The organism is Streptomyces sp. NPDC001668, from assembly GCF_042893155.1.
Taxonomy (GTDB): domain Bacteria; phylum Actinomycetota; class Actinomycetes; order Streptomycetales; family Streptomycetaceae; genus Streptomyces.
Genome location: NZ_JBIAUQ010000004.1, coordinates 689,720 through 706,177 on the forward strand (window position 1 = coordinate 689,720; position 16,458 = coordinate 706,177).

At 70.6% G+C, this 16,458-nt stretch carries 16 protein-coding genes and 1 pseudogene; 9 read left to right on the forward strand and 8 right to left on the reverse strand.

From position 1 onward, the window contains the following. Positions 1-18: 18 nt before the first annotated feature. From ACFYZ8_RS16440 to ACFYZ8_RS16450, 3 genes are read right to left on the reverse strand one after another with little or no spacing between them, the layout of a single operon-like run. Positions 19-861, reverse strand: coding sequence for an ABC transporter ATP-binding protein (locus ACFYZ8_RS16440; RefSeq protein WP_388533167.1), 843 nt, complete (start codon positions 859-861; stop codon positions 19-21). Beyond that, positions 858-1,856, reverse strand: a complete 999-nt coding sequence (locus ACFYZ8_RS16445; protein ID WP_388533170.1) for a FecCD family ABC transporter permease — start codon at positions 1,854-1,856, stop codon at positions 858-860. The genes ACFYZ8_RS16440 and ACFYZ8_RS16445 overlap by 4 nt, the downstream gene beginning before the upstream one ends. Continuing rightward, positions 1,853-2,845: a FecCD family ABC transporter permease gene (locus ACFYZ8_RS16450; RefSeq protein ID WP_388533779.1), complete on the reverse strand. Its 993-nt coding sequence runs from the start codon at positions 2,843-2,845 to the stop codon at positions 1,853-1,855. Before ACFYZ8_RS16450 ends, ACFYZ8_RS16445 begins: the two co-directional genes overlap by 4 nt. Positions 2,846-3,030: 185 nt before the next feature. Between ACFYZ8_RS16450 and ACFYZ8_RS16455 the strand changes: the two genes are divergently transcribed. Continuing rightward, entirely contained in the window at positions 3,031-3,864 is an 834-nt protein-coding gene (locus ACFYZ8_RS16455; RefSeq protein ID WP_388533173.1) for a (2Fe-2S)-binding protein, read from the forward strand. A gap of 49 nt (positions 3,865-3,913) precedes the next feature. Here the strand turns inward: ACFYZ8_RS16455 and ACFYZ8_RS16460 are convergent, their stop codons facing one another. Further along, positions 3,914-5,668 carry an ABC transporter ATP-binding protein gene (locus ACFYZ8_RS16460; RefSeq protein ID WP_388533176.1) on the reverse strand — a complete coding sequence of 585 codons (1,755 nt, stop codon included), beginning with the start codon at positions 5,666-5,668 and terminating at the stop codon, positions 3,914-3,916. A gap of 171 nt (positions 5,669-5,839) precedes the next feature. Between ACFYZ8_RS16460 and ACFYZ8_RS16465 the strand changes: the two genes are divergently transcribed. The 6 genes and pseudogenes from ACFYZ8_RS16465 (at position 5,840) to ACFYZ8_RS16490 (ending at position 10,278) form a co-directional block, all read left to right on the forward strand. Then, positions 5,840-6,925 carry an S-(hydroxymethyl)mycothiol dehydrogenase gene (locus ACFYZ8_RS16465; protein WP_359029223.1) on the forward strand — a complete coding sequence of 362 codons (1,086 nt, stop codon included), beginning with the start codon at positions 5,840-5,842 and terminating at the stop codon, positions 6,923-6,925. After that, positions 6,925-7,554: an MBL fold metallo-hydrolase gene (locus ACFYZ8_RS16470; protein ID WP_388533179.1), complete on the forward strand. Its 630-nt coding sequence runs from the start codon at positions 6,925-6,927 to the stop codon at positions 7,552-7,554. The genes ACFYZ8_RS16465 and ACFYZ8_RS16470 overlap by 1 nt, the downstream gene beginning before the upstream one ends. Then, positions 7,544-7,918 carry a DUF4180 domain-containing protein gene (locus tag ACFYZ8_RS16475; protein ID WP_388533182.1) on the forward strand — a complete coding sequence of 125 codons (375 nt, stop codon included), beginning with the start codon at positions 7,544-7,546 and terminating at the stop codon, positions 7,916-7,918. The genes ACFYZ8_RS16470 and ACFYZ8_RS16475 overlap by 11 nt, the downstream gene beginning before the upstream one ends. Before the next feature lie 80 nt (positions 7,919-7,998). After that, entirely contained in the window at positions 7,999-8,913 is a 915-nt protein-coding gene (locus tag ACFYZ8_RS16480; RefSeq protein ID WP_359029220.1) for an SDR family oxidoreductase, read from the forward strand. A gap of 68 nt (positions 8,914-8,981) precedes the next feature. Next, positions 8,982-9,478, forward strand: a pseudogene (locus ACFYZ8_RS16485) (SDR family oxidoreductase). A gap of 104 nt (positions 9,479-9,582) precedes the next feature. Then, on the forward strand, positions 9,583-10,278 hold the full coding sequence (locus ACFYZ8_RS16490; RefSeq protein ID WP_359029219.1) for a L,D-transpeptidase: 696 nt from the start codon (positions 9,583-9,585) through the stop codon (positions 10,276-10,278). Between the two features lie 29 nt (positions 10,279-10,307). Here the strand turns inward: ACFYZ8_RS16490 and ACFYZ8_RS16495 are convergent, their stop codons facing one another. From ACFYZ8_RS16495 to ACFYZ8_RS16510, 4 genes are read right to left on the reverse strand one after another with little or no spacing between them, the layout of a single operon-like run. Beyond that, on the reverse strand, positions 10,308-11,510 hold the full coding sequence (locus tag ACFYZ8_RS16495; RefSeq protein WP_388533185.1) for a Gfo/Idh/MocA family protein: 1,203 nt from the start codon (positions 11,508-11,510) through the stop codon (positions 10,308-10,310). A gap of 44 nt (positions 11,511-11,554) precedes the next feature. Further along, on the reverse strand, positions 11,555-12,895 hold the full coding sequence (locus ACFYZ8_RS16500; protein ID WP_388533188.1) for an ABC transporter substrate-binding protein: 1,341 nt from the start codon (positions 12,893-12,895) through the stop codon (positions 11,555-11,557). Between the two features lie 10 nt (positions 12,896-12,905). After that, positions 12,906-13,832 (reverse strand): carbohydrate ABC transporter permease, encoded by a 927-nt coding sequence (locus ACFYZ8_RS16505; protein WP_359029216.1) that lies wholly within the window; start codon positions 13,830-13,832, stop codon positions 12,906-12,908. Positions 13,833-13,848: 16 nt separating this feature from the next. After that, positions 13,849-14,814, reverse strand: a complete 966-nt coding sequence (locus ACFYZ8_RS16510; protein WP_388533190.1) for a carbohydrate ABC transporter permease — start codon at positions 14,812-14,814, stop codon at positions 13,849-13,851. A 166-nt stretch (positions 14,815-14,980) separates the two neighbouring features. Here ACFYZ8_RS16510 and ACFYZ8_RS16515 point away from each other — a divergent pair, with 166 nt between their 5' ends. Next, on the forward strand, positions 14,981-16,141 hold the full coding sequence (locus ACFYZ8_RS16515; protein WP_359029214.1) for an ROK family transcriptional regulator: 1,161 nt from the start codon (positions 14,981-14,983) through the stop codon (positions 16,139-16,141). A gap of 100 nt (positions 16,142-16,241) precedes the next feature. Next, entirely contained in the window at positions 16,242-16,427 is a 186-nt protein-coding gene (locus ACFYZ8_RS16520; RefSeq protein ID WP_007386663.1) for a hypothetical protein, read from the forward strand. Positions 16,428-16,458 lie beyond the last annotated feature (31 nt).

Sequence of the window (16,458 nt, forward strand, 5' to 3'; positions counted from 1 at the left end):
TCGGGATCTGGGGTCGGGTCAGGCGGAGGCAGCCGGGCGCCGTGCCGCACTGCTTCTCGGGACGACCAGCGGGGTGCCGGTCTCCGGGTCGGGAATCACCCGGCACTCCACGTCGAACACGGACCTGACGAGGTCGGCGTCCAGGACGTCGGACGGGGTACCGGCGGCGGCCAGCCGGCCGTCCTTGAGGACCACCATGTGGTCCGCGTACCGGGCGGCCTGTCCGAGGTCGTGCAGCACCATCACCACGGTGCGGCCGGCCTCGGCGTGCAGCGAGGCCACCAGGTCGAGTACGTCGAGCTGGTGCCGCAGGTCGAGGAAGGTGGTGGGCTCGTCGAGCAGGAGCAGCTCGGTGTCCTGCGCCAACGCCAGCGCGATCCAGGCGCGTTGGCGCTGACCGCCGGAGAGCCGGTCGACCGGCTGGCCGCGCAGCGCGGTGGTGCCGGTCCGTTCCAGCGCCTCGTCGACGGCTTTCTGGTCGGCCGCCGACCAGGGACTCAGCAACCGCTGGTGCGGATACCGGCCCAGCCGTACGAGTGCCTCGACGGTGATCGCCTCGGGGGTGACCGGCTGCTGCGGCAGCAGCCCCATCCGCAGGGCCAGCGCGCGGGCGGACATCCGGTGGATGTCGGCGCCGTCGAGCGTGACACTGCCGGCGGCCGGGGCGAGCAGCCGGCTCAGCCCGCGCAACAGGGTCGACTTTCCGCAGGCGTTGGGGCCGACGATCGCGGTGACCGCGCCGCCGGGCAGGGTCAGGTCGAGGCCGCCGACGACGAGCCGGTCGCCGTAGCGCAGGTCGAGGGACCGGGTGGACAGCTGGTTGGAGGACACCCTCGGCTCCGGTTTCTGTGTCGTGGTCATGCGTGACTCCTGCGGACGGGCGAGCTCTGGCGGAACATCAGCACCAGCAGCCAGGGCGCGCCGAGGGTGGCGGTGACCGCGCCCACCGGCAGCCCTTCGACCGGCAGCAGGTGCTGCACCACCAGATCGGAGGCGAGCAGCAGCACCGCCCCGGTGAGCGAGGCGAGCGCCAGGGACACGGCGGTCGGCGGCCCGGTGACGAACCGCACGATGTGCGGGACGGCGAGCGCCACGAAGGTCACCGGACCGGCGAGCGCGGCGGCCAGCGACGCCAACGTGACCGCGATCAGCAGGAGGTGGAGCCTGGCCGCCGAGGTGTTCAGACCGAGGGCACCCGCCGAGTCGTCCCCGAGGTCGAGCACGGCGAGCCTGCGGTGCAGGACGAGGGCGACGGCGAGCGCGAGCACCATGGCGCCGCCCGCGCCCCACACCTGCGTCCAGGTGCGGCCGTAGACCGAGCCGGTGGTCCACTGGAGCGCGGAGCCGGCGAGTTCGGCGGGGAAGCGCACGATCATCAGGTTCACGGCGGCCGCGAGTCCCGCCTGCACGGCCAGCCCGGTCAGCACCAGCCGGGTGACGGCGAGCCCGGAGCGCCAGGCGAACACGCCCAGCAGCAGTGCGGAGAGCAGGCCGCCGCCGAGCGCGCCGACGGGGATGAGGGCCTGCGAGGCTCCGGCGGCGATCAGCGAGACCGCGCCCAGCGAGGCGCCGCCCGTCACGCCCATGACGTCGGGGGACGCCAGCGGATTGCGGAAGAGCCGCTGGAGCACGGAGCCGGCCGCTCCCAGCCCCGCCCCGGCGATGATCGCCGCCACACAGCGGGGCGCCCGGAACTGCTGCACCACCAGGACGTCTCCCGCGTCCCCGAGCCCGACCAGGGCGCGCAGCGCGGTGGGCGCGGGCATGCTCATCTGACCGGTGGTCAGGGAGAGGGTGAGCAGCGCGAACAGGGCCACTAGACCGACCCCCGCGTACAGCGCGGACCTGTTGCTCATCGGGCCACCCTGCGGGCCAGGAGTGCCAGCAGGGGCGCGCCCAGGAAGGCGGTGACGAGGCCCGCCTCCAGTTCCGAGGGGCGGATCACCAGCCTGCCGATCACATCGGCCGAGAGCAGCAGCAGCGGACCGGCGATCAGACAGCCGGGGATCAGCAGCCGATGGTCGCCGCCGAGCAACGGCCGTACCAGATGGGGCGCGGCGAGTCCGATGAAGGCGACCGGCCCGGCCACGGCCACCGCGGACCCGGCGAGCAGCACGACCGCGATACCGCCCGTCAGCCGGATCCGGGCCACCGGAACGCCGAGCGACTGCGCCGCATCGTCGCCCAGGGCAAGGGCGTTGAGGGCGGGGGAGAGGGCCAGGGAGGTGAGCAGGCCGAGCACGAGCGTCGGCAGGACCGGCCACAGGACGTCGAGGTCCCGGCCGGCCAGCGACCCGGCGAGCCAGAACCGGGCCTCGTCGAGGGTGCGCTGATTGAGCAGCATCACGGCGGACGTCCAGGAGAGCAGGACGAGTTGGAGCACGGTTCCGCCGAGCGCGAGGCGTACGGGATCGATGTCCCCGGCTCTGCGGGCCAGCGCCTGGGCGAAGAGGGCGGCGGCGGCCGCTCCGGCGAACGCGAACCACACGTACTCGCCGGGGCTGTCGAGCTTCAGCGCGAAGATCGCGACGACCACGGCGAAACCGGCGCCCGCGTTGATGCCGAGCGTGGTCGGCGAGGCGAGCGGGTTGCGGGTGATTGCCTGCGCAACGGCCCCGGCCACGCCCAGTGCCGCGCCGACCGCGAGTCCGAGGACCGTCCGCGGCAGCCGCAGACCGGTCACCACGAGCGCGTCTCTTCCGTGCGCGTCGCCGAAGAGCGCGTCGGCCACCGTCGGCAACGGCACCGATCGGGCGCCGAGCGCGAGGCTCAGGGCGGCGCAGAGCGCCAGGGCGCCGCAGCCGGCGAGGAACAGGGGTATGTGCCTGAAGGCACGGAGGGGCACACCTGTGGCAGGTACGCCCCGTTGGGTCGCAGTCACGAACCGTGAGCTTAGGTTAGCCTTGCTTTACATTTCAACCGTCTGTGCGAAGGCGTGACGTGGGCATACCTCGATCAGGCCTCGTTGATCATATGGGTAAGGTGAGCCTTACCTGTGTTGTTTTCTGTGAAATCTCTGTGGGAGTGCCGATGTCCCTGGGCCTGAAGTCACCTCCGGCCGACGCGGTCGCGAGTGCGCTCGGTGATGTCTACCGACGGCTGACCGGCATCTGCGAGGCCCTGGCGGTCCGGGTCGAGGAGGTGCCGGGTGCGGGGGTGACGGCAGCGGAGCTGGCGGCCGACACGGACGCGCTTCACGCCTACGTCGCCGCGGAGTCCGCGAGAATTCACGATCGCTACGGAGTGCGGGTACGCCCGGACGTCGCCGCCTCACGGGCCCTGCACGACTACGCCTGGACGGTCGGCGTCCTGATGGGCGGAGCCTGGTACCTCGAGCGGAGGGTCCCCCGGATCCGCCCCGAGGACCTGCGGGTCGACCTCGCCGCGGGGACCTACGCCATCACCCCGGGCTCCGAACTCGCCTGTCTGACCGGCGACCGGCTGGCCCAGCTCCCGGGCGCGCTGACACTCCCTCAGGAAGCCGGTCTGCGGGCCCGGTTGCGCAGCTCGGTCGCCGAGCACATGCGTCCGCTGCTCGCCGCGATCGCCCCTGTCGCCCGTCGCCGCTCACGCGCCCTGTGGGGCATGGTCGGCGACGATCTGGTGTCCGGCATCTGGTACCTGGGCCGGATGCTCGATGAGGAGGCGGCGGCGGTCGGGGCGGCCACCGAGGTGCTGCCGGTCGCCGTACCCCCCTACCCGGCCGGAGCGGACTTCCGCCGGCTGGCGGACGGGAACGGCGACCACCACACCACCCGCACACGCACAGGCTGCTGTCTGTTCTACGCGATCCGCCCGGCGGAGGCATGCGTGACGTGCCCGCGCACAGGAGACACGGAGCGCCTTCGGAGACTGGCCGGCTGAGAGCGCCCTTTCAGAGCCCCATCGAGGGGCCCTTTCGGACCCCTCGAACTCACCCCTGCGTGGCGAGGAACTGCGTCGCCGCGAGCTCCGCGTACAGGGGATCCCCGGCGACCAGCTCCCGATGCGTCCCCACCGCCCGCACCCGCCCGGCGTCCATGACCACGATCCGGTCGGCCATCGTCACCGTGGACAGCCGGTGCGCCACGACCAGCACCGTGGTCGTACGCGCCACGTCCGCCACCGTGTCCCGCAGGGCCGCCTCGTTCACCGCGTCCAGCTGCGACGTGGCCTCGTCCAGCAGCAACAGCCGGGGCCGCCGCAGCAACGCGCGGGCGATCGCCACCCGCTGCCGCTCCCCGCCCGACAGCTTGGTCCCGCGATGCCCGACCAGCGTCTCCAGCCCACCCGGCAGCTTGGCCACGAGAGCGTCGAGCCGGGTCGTCTTCAGGACGCGCGCCACCGCGTCCTCGTCCGCCTCCGGATTCCCGAGCAGCAGATTCTCCCGCAGCGACCCCGACAGCACGGGCGCGTCCTGCTCCACATACCCGATCGCGGAGCGCAGGTGCGGCAGATCCCACTCCGCGAGGTCCCGCCCGTCCAGCGTCACGACCCCTGACTCGGGATCGTAGAACCGCTCGATCAACGAGAACACCGTCGTCTTGCCGGCCCCCGACGGCCCGACGAACGCCGTCATGCCCCGCGCGGGTACCTCGAACGTCACCCCGTGATGGACGTACGGCAGATCGTCGGCGTACCGGAAGCGGACGTCCGTGAAGGCGACGGACGCCGGCGCGGCCCCGTCGGCGGGCAGCGGGGCCGGCAGGGCGGCCGGCTCGGCGGGCAGCAGCAGCGCCTCCTGGATACGGGCGAGGGCCGCGGCCCCCGTCTGGTACTGCGTGATCGCCCCGACGACCTGCTGGATCGGGGACATCAGATAGAAGACGTACAGCAGGAACGCGACCAGCGTGCCGACGTCGATGGCGCCGGTGGCGACCCGCGCCCCGCCCACCGCGAGGACCGTGATGAACGCGATCTGCATCGCAAGGCCCGCCGTGTTGCCCGCGGCCGCCGACCACTTCGCGGCGCGCACGCTCTGCCGCCACGACTCCTCGGCCGCCGCGTGCAGCGTCCGCTCCTCGCGGTGCTCGGCGCCGGAGGCCTTGACCGTGCGCAGCGCGCCGAGGATGCGTTCCAGTGAGGCGCCCATCACCCCGACGGCGTCCTGGGCCTGGCGGCTCGCCCGGTTGATGCGGGGCACGATCACACCCAGCACCGTGCCCGCGACCAGGATCACGGCCAGCGTGACGCCCAGCAGCACCGGATCGACCAGGCCCATCATCACCACGGTCGCGACCAGGGTGAGACCGCCGGTCCCGAGGCCCACGAGCGAGTCGGTGGTGACCTCGCGCAGCAGCGTGGTGTCCGAGGTGATCCGGGCCATCAGGTCGCCGGGTTCGGTGCGGTCCACGGCGGTGATGCGCAGCCGCAGCAGATACGACGACAGGGCCCGCCGCGCGCCCAGCACCACCGACTCCGCTGTACGGCGCAGCACGTACGAACCCAGGCCGCCCAGAGCGGCGTTGGCGATCACCAGCCCCGACATGACGAACAACGCGCCGGTGATCGTGCGGTCGTGGGACAGGTCGTCGATCAGCTCCCGGGCCACCAGCGGCAGCAGCAGACCGGTGGCCCCGGTCAGCAGCGAGAGCACGGCACCGGCCAGCAGGGTCCACCGGTGCGGCCGTACGTATCCGAGGAGCAGCCGCCAGGTCGGCGGGCCGGTCTCCGTCTCGGTGGTGCTCACGCTGCTCCTTGGGGCCCGACGGCGTGCGGAGCCTTCAGGCTACGTCGGCGCCGGGCGCCGGCGGCCACGGGTACCCCCTGGGGTATGCCCCGTCCTGGGTCCGGTGCCGTTACTGATCAGTCACGCGTAGGGTCGAAGGGACGTACACCGGGCGACAGAAGGGGTCAGGCCATGGCGCAGGAGGTACGCGGGGTGATCGCACCCGGCAAGGACGAGCCGGTGCGGGTGGAGACGATCGTGGTACCGGACCCGGGACCGGGCGAGGCCGTCGTACAGGTGCAGGCCTGCGGGGTCTGCCACACCGACCTGCACTACAAGCAGGGCGGGATCAACGACGAGTTCCCGTTCCTGCTCGGCCATGAGGCGGCCGGTGTGGTGGAGTCGGTCGGCGAGGGGGTGACCGATGTCGCGCCCGGCGACTTCGTGATCCTCAACTGGCGTGCCGTGTGCGGCAATTGCCGGGCCTGTCTGCGCGGCCGGCCCTGGTACTGCTTCGACACCCACAACGCGAAACAGAAGATGACCCTGACCGACGGCACCGAGCTCTCGCCCGCCCTCGGCATCGGCGCCTTCGCCGAGAAGACGCTGGTCGCCGCCGGACAGTGCACCAAGGTCGACCCTGCCGTCTCGGCGGCGGTCGCGGGGCTGCTGGGCTGCGGTGTCATGGCCGGCATCGGCGCCGCCATCAACACGGGGCAGGTCGGCCGGGGCGACACCGTCGCCGTCATCGGCTGCGGGGGCGTGGGTGACGCGGCGATCGCCGGATCGAACCTCGCGGGCGCGGCGAGGATCATCGCCGTCGACATCGACGACCGCAAGCTGGAGAAGGCCCGCACGATGGGCGCGACCCACACGGTCAACTCGCGCGAGAACGACCCCGTGGAGGCGATCCGCGAGCTGACCGGCGGCTTCGGCGCCGACGTCGTCATCGAGGCGGTCGGCCGCCCGGAGACCTACCGGCAGGCCTTCTACGCCCGCGACCTCGCCGGCACCGTCGTCCTGGTCGGGGTGCCCACCCCCGAGATGAAGCTGGAGCTGCCGCTCCTCGACGTCTTCGGGCGCGGTGGCTCGCTCAAGTCGTCGTGGTACGGCGACTGCCTGCCCTCCCGCGATTTCCCCATGCTGATCGACCTGCATCTGCAAGGCCGCCTGGACCTGGAGGCGTTCGTGACCGAGACCATCCAACTCGACGAGGTGGAGAAGGCGTTCGAGCGCATGCACCACGGCGACGTCCTGCGCTCGGTGGTGGTGCTCTGATGGCCGCCCGCATCGAACGCCTCGTCACCTCAGGGCAGTTCAGCCTCGACGGCGGCACCTGGGACGTCGACAACAACGTGTGGATCGTCGGCGACGACCACGAGGTGATCGTCATCGACGCCGCCCACGACGCCGACGCCATCGTCGAGGCCATCGGTGACCGCAGGCTGACGGCGATCGTCTGCACCCACGCGCACAACGACCACATCGACGCCGCGCCGGCCCTCGCCGACCGCACCGGCGCCACGATCTGGCTGCACCCCGACGACCTGCCGCTGTGGAAGCAGACCCATCCCGACCGCGACCCCGACGCCCATCTGCGCGACGGCCAGGTCATCGAGGCCGCGGGCATCGACCTCCAGGTGCTGCACACCCCCGGCCACGCCCCGGGCGCGGTCTGCCTCTACGACCCCGGTCTCGGCACCGTCTTCACCGGCGACACCCTCTTCCAGGGCGGACCCGGCGCCACCGGCCGCTCCTGGTCGCACTTCCCGACGATCATCGACTCGATCCGCGACCGCCTGCTGGCCCTGCCCCCCGAGACGGAGGTCCTCACCGGTCACGGCGACCCCACCACCATCGGCGCGGAGGCCCCGCACCTCCAGGAGTGGATCGCCCGTGGCCACTGACGACGTGGTGCACCGCGGCGGCGTGAACGTCCTGCACTGCGCCCCCGACGGACCGCCGCTGGACGGTGAGCGGGCGGCCCTCGACCTGATCGGGGACGCGATGGGACGCGACGCCCAGGTGGTCGCCGTACCCGTGGCCCGGGTCGCCGAGGAATTCTTCCGGCTGCGGTCGGGTGTCGCGGGCGCGGTGATGCAGAAGTTCGTGACCTACCGGGTCCGTCTGGCGGTCGTCGGCGACGTCACCCGCCACCTCGACGACAGCACGGCCCTCAGGGACTTCGTCCACGAGACGAATCAGGGCGGCCACATCTGGTTCCTGCCGGATCTGGACACCCTGGACGAGAAACTGCGCGCGACCGGGTGACCCGCCCGTAAATCACGACAGAGGTTGTCCGGCTTCCCGGCCATGCTCGAAGAGTCATCGGGCACCACGGGAGGTCGGACATGTCACAGCCGCTGGAAGGCAAGGTCGCACTGGTCGCCGGGGCCACACGAGGGGCCGGGCGCGGGATCGCCGTCGAACTGGGTGCGGCGGGCGCGACCGTCTACGTCACCGGACGCAGCACCCGCGCCCGCCGCTCCGAGTACGACCGTCCGGAGACCGTCGAGGACACCGCCGACCTCGTCACGGCGGCCGGCGGCCACGGCGTCGCCGTCCCCACCGACCACCTGGACCCCGCGCAGGTCCGCGCGCTCGTCGACCGCATCGCCGACGAGCAGGGCCGCCTCGACGTCCTCGTCAACGACATCTGGGGCGGCGAACACCTCTTCGCATGGGACAGCCCCGTCTGGGAGCACGACCTCGACAACGGCCTCAGGCTGCTCAGGCTCGCGATCGACACGCACGCCATCACCAGCCACCACGCCCTGCCCCTGCTGCTGCGCCGCCCCGGCGGCCTGGTCGTCGAGATGACCGACGGAACCGACGCCTACAACCGCGAGAACTACCGCGTCTCCTTCTTCTACGACCTCGCCAAGACCTCGGTCATCCGCATGGCCTTCGCCCTCGGCCACGAACTCGGCCCGCGCGGCGCCACCGCCGTAGCGCTCACCCCGGGCTGGCTGCGCTCGGAGATGATGCTCGACCACTTCGGCGTGCGGGAGGACAACTGGCGCGACGCCCTCGACCGTGTCCCGCACTTCGCCATCTCGGAGACCCCGCGCTACGTGGGCCGCGCCGTCGCCGCTCTGGCCGCCGATCCCGACGTGTCCCGCCGGAACGGCCAGTCCCTCGACAGCGGCTCGCTCGCCCGGACCTACGGCTTCACCGACCTCGACGGCAGCCGCCCCGACGCCTGGCGCTACCTGGTCGAGGTGCAGGACGCGGGGAAGCCGGCGGACGTGTCCGGCTACCGGTGATCCGGCACACCGCGAGCAGGACCGCACGGCATCTGCCCCGTTGATCACCGAGGGTCTGTCCTCGGCCCATGACCCACACCGAGCGCTTCGAGGGATACGCGGCACTGGTCACCGGCGCCGCCCGCGGCATCGGCGCGGCCGCGCGCCTGCGGGAGCAGGGTCTGACCGCGCAGGCGGTGGAGCGCGACGTGGCGGACCTCCCGGCCGTCGAGGCGGCCGTCGCGCACGCCGTGGCGACGAGTGGGCGCTGGTCGGCCTCGGCTCGCTGACCCGCACCCCGGCCGGGCACGCGGCCGCCCGCGGGGGTCGCGTCAACCTGGTCGTGCCGGGTACGGTCCGTACCTCCGCCCGGGAAGGGCGCGAGAGCGAGCTCGCCGAAATGCGGCGGCTGTATCCTCTCGGCCGGGTGGGAGAACCCGAGGACGTCGCCGCCGCCGTCGCCTTCCTCGCCTCCCGCGACGCCGCGTGGATCACCGGCACGACCCTGGTCGTCGACGGAGGTCCCACCGCGGTCAACACCGGCTTCCACGCCGCGGTCCATCCGGACCGCGGGGCCGCGACCTGAGCATTGTCACCGTTTCGTCCCAGGGGGGCCGGCGGTACAACGAAGTGGCGAGCGGCCCCGTCTAGAGAGTTGAGATCGCAGGACCTATGAAGGGGACAGGGGCCATGGGGGACATACGCAGACGGGGTGCGGTCGCACTCGGGATCACCGGACTCGTCGCACCGCTGACGATCGCGCTGGGCGCCGCGCCCGCGCAGGCGGCGAGCTGCACCACGCAGGCAGGGCCGTACCAGAAGCAGGTGGAGAAGTTCCTCGGCCGTCCGGTCGACGGCAGGCAGTCCACCGCCGACTGCAAGGCGATCCAGGCCTTCCAGACCAAGCACGGCATCACGCCGAACGCCGGCTACGCGGGCTCCGTCACCTGGGGCGTGATGGACCTGATGAACAAGCAGAAGGCCGTCGGCAACAACCCCAACAGGGACGGCAAGTGCCCGACGAACAAGGGCCGCATCGCCTGCGTGAACCTCACCCTCCAGCTGAGCTGGATCCAGGACGGCAGCAGGCTCGTCTACGGCCCCGTCCCGGTCCGCACCGGCCGCGACGGCTACGAGACCCGCACCGGTCTGAAGAAGATCTACTGGCGTGACATCGACCACGTGTCGTCGATCTACAACGTGCCGATGCCCTACAGCCAGTTCTTCGACGGCGGCCAGGCCTTCCACTCGGTGAATCTCAGCATGTGGAACCCGCCCGGCTCCCACGGCTGCACCAACATGACCCCCAAGGACGCCAAGAAGTACTGGTCGCTCCTGAAGAAGGGCGACGACGTCTTCGTGTACGGCCGCAAGCCGGGCACCTGAGACACCAGGCGCCCGGCGCGACGGCCCGGTCACGCCTCGGGCGCGTCCCCGAAGTCCGGGATCTCCAGCCTCGCCCCACCCTGTCGCGCGGAGTCGTGCGCGACGATGCCCGGCAGGGTGTAGCGGGCGGCCACCCAGGCGTTCACCGACGGCAGGGTGCGGGAGTTGACCGCGGTCACGAAGTCGTCCACCAGGAAGTGGTGGCTGCCCTCGTGGCCGTTGTGCAGGTGGTCGAACTCGCGCGGCAGCCGCGCCCGGTCGTGCACCGGAGCCGAGCCCGAGGTGAAGGCGGCCCGCAGGTCCGGCGCGATGTGCTGGAGTGACGGGTCGTCAGGGGACAGGGTGGGCTTGGGCTCAAGGAGCTCGCTGATGTCCTTCACGCCCTTCTTGTCCTGCCAGAGGGCGACCGTGGCCAGCTGCTCCATGCTCGCCTCGGTCCCGAAGAACCGGAAACGCGACTCCCGGATGTGCGAGGGGTAGCCCACCCGCCGGAACTCGTTCGTGCGGAACGACCCGCCGCCCGCCACCTCGAACAGCGCGGTTGCGTTGGAGAAGTCGTTGCCGAACTGGCTGACCTCCCTGTCGAACACACCGTCCCCGCGGTCGTCGACCACACCGATCGCCGAGACGCTCACCGCGTGCGTCTGCCAGGCCCCCAGCACCCCGCCCACCGAGTGCGTGGGGTAGAGCAGCGGGGGATAGCTGGCGGTCTCCTTCCACTTCTCGCCGCCGCTGTACTGGTACGCCTCGTAGAACCCGAGGTCCATGTCGTGGACGTAGTCGCCCTCGGCGTAGAAGAGCCGCCCGAAGGCACCCTCGGCGATCTGGTTGCGGGCGTGCACGGTCGCCGGGTTGTACTGGCTGGTCTCGCCCATCATGTACGTCAGCCCGGTCGCCCGGACCGCGTCGATGATCGCCGAGATCTCCTCCGTGGTGATGGCCATGGGCACAGCGGAGTACACGTGCTTGCCGGCGTTGAGCCCCTGGAGCACCAGGGGGCCGTGCGTCCAGCGCTGGGTGAAGATCGCGACCGCGTCGACCTCCTTCGACTCCAGCATGGCCTCGTAGGTGGGGAAGGTGCCGGCCAGCCCCTGCGCCGAGGCGAGCTGCTCGGCCCGTTCGGGCAGCAGATCGGTGACGTACACGTCGCCGACGCCGGGGTGGGCCTGGAACAGCGTGGCGAACTGGCCGGAGAACTGGCCGGCGCCGACGATGCCGAGGGAGAACGTCATGAAGTGCGTGCCCTTCACTGGTCGCGGGATGACTCGTCGCGGGATCACTGCGAGAGGATCAGGTTGATCTGGTCGTTGGTCTCGTCGAGGCTGTGCACGGACTTGCCGTTGCCGAAGATGTCCTGCATGGCGGGATGCATCAGCGCGAACACGTCCGCCGCGTAGTTGGTGATGGGGTAGGAGAAGGTCGTGAAGTCCTTCTTGTCGGCGACCGGCTTCGTGAAGGCCGTGACGTCGATGCCCTTCTTCCTGTAGGCCGCCACGGCGGCAGCCGTGCCGTCAGGGGTGGCGGGGAAGACGATGCCGTAACTTCCCACCGTCCTCTGGCACTCGTCCGAGGACAGGTACTTCACCCACTTGCGGGCACCCTCCTTGTTGCGGGCGTTCTTGGTGATGGAGTCGGCGAGGCCGTTCATCATGGTCGCCCGCTTGCCGGTGGGACCCTCGGGGGTGACGGCGGTGCGCATGTCGAGGCCCTTGAACCCGGCGTACGTCGAGATCATCCAGGCCCCGTCGAAGGCGGTCGCCGCCTTGCCCGCCGCGACCTGGGTGTTGGCCTGGTTGGACTGGGAGTTGTAGTCGGTGAAGGGCGCCATGTAGCCCTTCTTCGCCAGTCCGAAGTACCACTTGACGGCCGACTGGAAGGCGGGGCTGTCGTACCGGTACTTGGTGCCCCACCGCTTCTTGTCGGTGTAGCTCCAGCCGGCGGAGGCGGTGAAGGTGCTCCACTGCGTCTGGCCGTCCCCGTCGCCGCCGCCGTTGGTGGCGAGGCCGTACACCTTGACGTGGTGCTTGTCGAAGCCCGGCTCGTCGCCCCGCTTGCCGTTCCTGTCGACGGTGAGGTGGGCGATGGCCTTCTCGAAGCTGCCACCGTCCTTCGGGTTCCACGCCAGGTCGTTCAGCTGGTCCGCGGTGAGCCCGGCCGCGTCGGTCATCTTCTTGTTGTAGAAGAGGGCGACGGTGTCCCAGTCCTTCGGGGCGCCGTAGCGGTGGCCGTCCTGGCCCATCCAGTTGGCCGCGAGACCGGGCTGGTAGGCGGAGGCGTCGATGCCCAGGTCGTCGAGGGGTTCGAGGACCTTCAGATCGGCGAACTGCCCGAACTTCTGGATGTGGTCGGTGAACACGTCCGGCTCGGTGCCCGCGATGAAACTCGCGGTGAGCTTGGTCCAGTAGTCGTCCCAGCCCAACTGGGTGATCTTCACGCGCAGTCCGGGGTTCTGCTTCTCGAAGTCCTTGGCGCAGGCCTGGTAGGCGGGCTGCTGGTTGGAGTCCCACAGCCAGTACGTCACCGTGTGCGAGGAGGACCCGGCGGAGCCGCTCCGGGCACACCCGGTCAGGCAGAGGGCCAGGGCGCCGGCCACCGCGGTCAGCGTACGAAGTCGCATCAGGAGTCCCTCACTTGATCCCGGTGAAGCTGATGGTGGACACGATGCGGCGGGCGAAGAACCCGAACAGCGCCAGCATCGGCAGCGCGGCGATGAGGGTCGCCGCCATGAGGCCCGACCAGTCGACACCGGTCTGCGGGGTCTGGGCCCGGAAGATGGCCAGCGCGACGGTCAGGACGCGTGAACTGTCGCTGTAGGACACCATCAGCGGCCAGAAGTAGTCGTTCCAGGAGGTGATGTACGTCAGCACGGCCAGGGTGAGCACCGGTGTGGACGCCATCGGCAGCAGCACCCGGAAGAAGATCCGCACCTTCCCGGCGCCGTCGAGCAGGGCCGCCTCCTCGACCTCGCGGGGCACGTTCATGAAGAACTGCCTCAGGAAGAACACCGCGAACGGCGTCATGAACATCGTCGGCAGCGCGATGCCCAACAGGTTGTCGATCAGGCCGAGTTCCTTGATGAGCACGAAGTTCGGCAGCAGGGTGAAGATGGTCGGCACCATCAGCCCGGCCAGGAACAGCGCGAACACCTTGTCGCGGCCCCGCCAGCGCAGCCGGGCGAAGGCATACGCGGCCATCGCGGAGAAGAAGATCTGACAGACGGTCACCAGCGTCGAGACGATCACCGAGTTGAGCAGATAACGCCAGAACTTCAGCCCGCCGCCCGCGCCGCCCTGTGCGATCGCGTCCTTCGTGGACTCGAGCCCCAGCGCGCGGGCGAACCCGGTGCCGGTCGGGTCCACCGGCAGCGGGTCGGAGGCGTGGGCGGCGAGTCCGGAGTTGGTGGACAGCGCGGTGCGCAGGATCCAGTAGAACGGCAGCAGGGTCACGAGCACGATCGCGGCCATCGCCGTCCAGGCCAGGACGCGGCCGGGGGAGAGGGGACGGCGCCCGGTGGGCCGTACGCGTGTCGTCGTGGTGGTGGTCACGGCAGCCATGTCGACTCCTTCCGGGTCAGCCGAGATCGGTCTGGCCGGCCCGGGTGAGCCGGTACTGCAGGACGGTGATCGCGCTCAGCACGACCAGCAGGGCCACGGACATCGCGGACGCGTAGCCGAACTGGAAGCGGCCGAAGGCCGATTGGTAGATGTAGAACTGGAGCACGTTCGTGGCGTTCGCAGGGCCGCCCGCCGTCGTCACCGCGACCGTGTCGAAGACCTGGAACGAACCGATCACCGTCATGATCAGTACGACTGCCAGGACCGGCCGCAGCAGCGGCATGGTGATCCGCCAGAACATCCGCCACTCGCTCGCGCCGTCCACCTTCGCCGCCTCGTACATGTCGTTCGGGATGGCCATGAGGCCCGCGAACAGCAGCAGCGCGGTGTAGCCGACGTGCCGCCACACGTTGATCAGGGCGATCGTCGGGATCGCCCAGGTCTCGTTGGCGAGGAAGGGAATGCGGTCGAAGCCGAGCCCGGCGATGATCTCGTTGCCGATGCCGAGCTGGTTGTCGAGGATCCACAGCCAGACCAGGCCCGCGACGACGTTCGACATCAGATAGGGCGTGAGCACGATCCCGCGCAGCACCGCGGACTGCGTCAGCCGCTGCAGCAGGACGGCGATGGCGAGGGCGGAGACCGTCTGGACGCCGATGTTGATGACCACGTACTCGACGGTGACCTTCAGCGACTCCCAGAAGATGGGGTCATGGACCATCCGGTCGTAGTTGGCGAGGCCCACCCACTCCGCCGGGGTCAGCAGATTGAAGCGGGTGAAGCTCAGATAGATGCCCCGCAGCGTCGGCCAGAGCAGGAAGACCACGAAGCCCACCAGGGCCGGGGCGATGAACACCGCGGCCAGGCGCCCGTCGCCCCCGTTCACCGCGCCCGGACCCCGGTCCGTGCCCGGTTTCACCCGTTCCTTTTCCGCGCCGCCGAGCGGCAGACGCGACGGAGGGCTGCTGGAGGCGATGGTCATCGGGAGACTCCCTCGTCTGCGGTGGCTCGTCCTCGACCAGTTACTTTTGTCGCGAAAGAATCCAGGCGTCAAGAGGCCTGCGAACATCTTTTCAGGGGGCCATGGCGGCCCTAGTCTGGGCGTGTTGGTTTTATGGCGAAAGAAATCATGTGGGAGTCTGACCTCCATGACCGCAGTTGCCGCCAGCTGGCTCCCCCTGAGCGCCGGTGAGCGCTCGGTGGCGATCGAGGTGCTCGTCCACGGACCGCTGTCGCGCACCGAACTCGCCCGCCGCCTCGACCTCTCCGCGGGCAGCCTCACCCGGCTGACCAAACCGCTCATCGAGTCCGGCCTGCTGGTCGAGGTCCCCGAGGCGGGCGCACCGTCCGAAGTGCGACAGGGGCGCCCCTCGCAACCCCTGGACGTGGTCGCCGAGTCCCGCTCCTTCATCGGCTTCAAGATCACAGAGGACATGGTCTACGGCGTCGTCACCACCCTCAGGAGCGAGATCGTCGCCCGCCACGACCGGCCTCTCACCAGCCATGACCCCGCCGAAGTCGCCGACCTGCTCGCGGAGATGACGAACGAGCTGGGCCGCGGGTATCCGCGGCTCGCCGGCATCGGCATCGGGGTCGGCGGCTTCGTCCAGGAACGTGCCGTCGTCGGCGAGTCCCCGTTCCTGAACTGGCGGGACGTCCCCCTCGGTGAACTCGTGGAGGAACGCACGGGGCTGCCCGTGGTCGTCGAGAACGACGTGGCCGCGCTCGTCGAGGCCGAGACCTGGTTCGGCGCCGGACGCGGCCTCGACCGCTTCGTCGTCCTCACCATCGGCGCCGGCATCGGCTACGGCCTGGTCCTGGGTGGCCGGCGCGTCCCCTACGCCGAGGAGGACCGGGGTTTCGGACGGCACTGGATCATCGACCCCACCGGGCCCCTCACACCCGACGGCAACCGCGGCAGCGCCGTCTCCCTGCTCGCCATCCCCAACATCCGCTACCAGGTGCAGGCCGCCACCGGACGCGACCACGGCTACGAGGAGATCCTCGCCCTCGCCGCGGCCGGCGACCCCGTGCCCGCCCGCGTCATCGAGGAGGCCGGGCGCGCCCTCGGCATCCTGGTCGCCCAGATCGCCAACTTCGCGATGCCGCAGAAGATCATGCTCGCCGGGGAGGGCGTCGGACTGATGGACGTGGCGGGCGGGACGGTCGAGGACACCATCCGCTCCCACCGCCACCCCCTGGCCGCCCCGATCGACCTGGAGACCAGGGTGTCCGACTTCCATGACTGGGCCCGCGGAGCGGCCGTCCTGGCGATCCAGGTGCTGGTCCTCGGTGTGGCCGAAGTGTGAACGGGGCCACACCCCTTGACAGATGGACGTGATCAGTAACACGGTCCGATATGCCCTTTTCTGGTGTGATTACTCACGGCGCCTTCACCTCCGTGGCCGTATGCTTCACACCATGTCCACCACTGTTGAACCCGTGACCGATCGATCGGCCGACGAGGTCAACGAGGAGATCCGGGCCCTGTGGCGCCGGGCGGGCGGGACACTGAGCGGCGAGCAGCGCGAGGAGTACCAGCGCCTTGTCCTGGAGTGGGCCGCCGCCGCTCCGCAGCCGGTCCGGGCGGCCTGACCCCGAGGACCCCCGAGGGGCATCACCGCCC

Excerpts from the sequence above, each read along its gene's own strand:
- ACFYZ8_RS16440 (WP_388533167.1), bottom strand. The coding sequence starts at position 861 with ATGACCACGACACAGAAACCGGAGCCGAGGGTGTCCTCCAACCAGCTG.
- ACFYZ8_RS16445 (WP_388533170.1), bottom strand. The coding sequence starts at position 1,856 with ATGAGCAACAGGTCCGCGCTGTACGCGGGGGTCGGTCTAGTGGCCCTG.
- ACFYZ8_RS16455 (WP_388533173.1), top strand. The coding sequence starts at position 3,031 with ATGTCCCTGGGCCTGAAGTCACCTCCGGCCGACGCGGTCGCGAGTGCG.
- ACFYZ8_RS16465 (WP_359029223.1), top strand. The coding sequence starts at position 5,840 with ATGGCGCAGGAGGTACGCGGGGTGATCGCACCCGGCAAGGACGAGCCG.
- ACFYZ8_RS16470 (WP_388533179.1), top strand. The coding sequence starts at position 6,925 with ATGGCCGCCCGCATCGAACGCCTCGTCACCTCAGGGCAGTTCAGCCTC.
- ACFYZ8_RS16480 (WP_359029220.1), top strand. The coding sequence starts at position 7,999 with ATGTCACAGCCGCTGGAAGGCAAGGTCGCACTGGTCGCCGGGGCCACA.
- ACFYZ8_RS16490 (WP_359029219.1), top strand. The coding sequence starts at position 9,583 with ATGGGGGACATACGCAGACGGGGTGCGGTCGCACTCGGGATCACCGGA.
- ACFYZ8_RS16495 (WP_388533185.1), bottom strand. The coding sequence starts at position 11,510 with ATGACGTTCTCCCTCGGCATCGTCGGCGCCGGCCAGTTCTCCGGCCAG.
- ACFYZ8_RS16500 (WP_388533188.1), bottom strand. The coding sequence starts at position 12,895 with ATGCGACTTCGTACGCTGACCGCGGTGGCCGGCGCCCTGGCCCTCTGC.
- ACFYZ8_RS16505 (WP_359029216.1), bottom strand. The coding sequence starts at position 13,832 with ATGGCTGCCGTGACCACCACCACGACGACACGCGTACGGCCCACCGGG.
- ACFYZ8_RS16510 (WP_388533190.1), bottom strand. The coding sequence starts at position 14,814 with ATGACCATCGCCTCCAGCAGCCCTCCGTCGCGTCTGCCGCTCGGCGGC.
- ACFYZ8_RS16515 (WP_359029214.1), top strand. The coding sequence starts at position 14,981 with ATGACCGCAGTTGCCGCCAGCTGGCTCCCCCTGAGCGCCGGTGAGCGC.
- ACFYZ8_RS16520 (WP_007386663.1), top strand. The coding sequence starts at position 16,242 with ATGCTTCACACCATGTCCACCACTGTTGAACCCGTGACCGATCGATCG.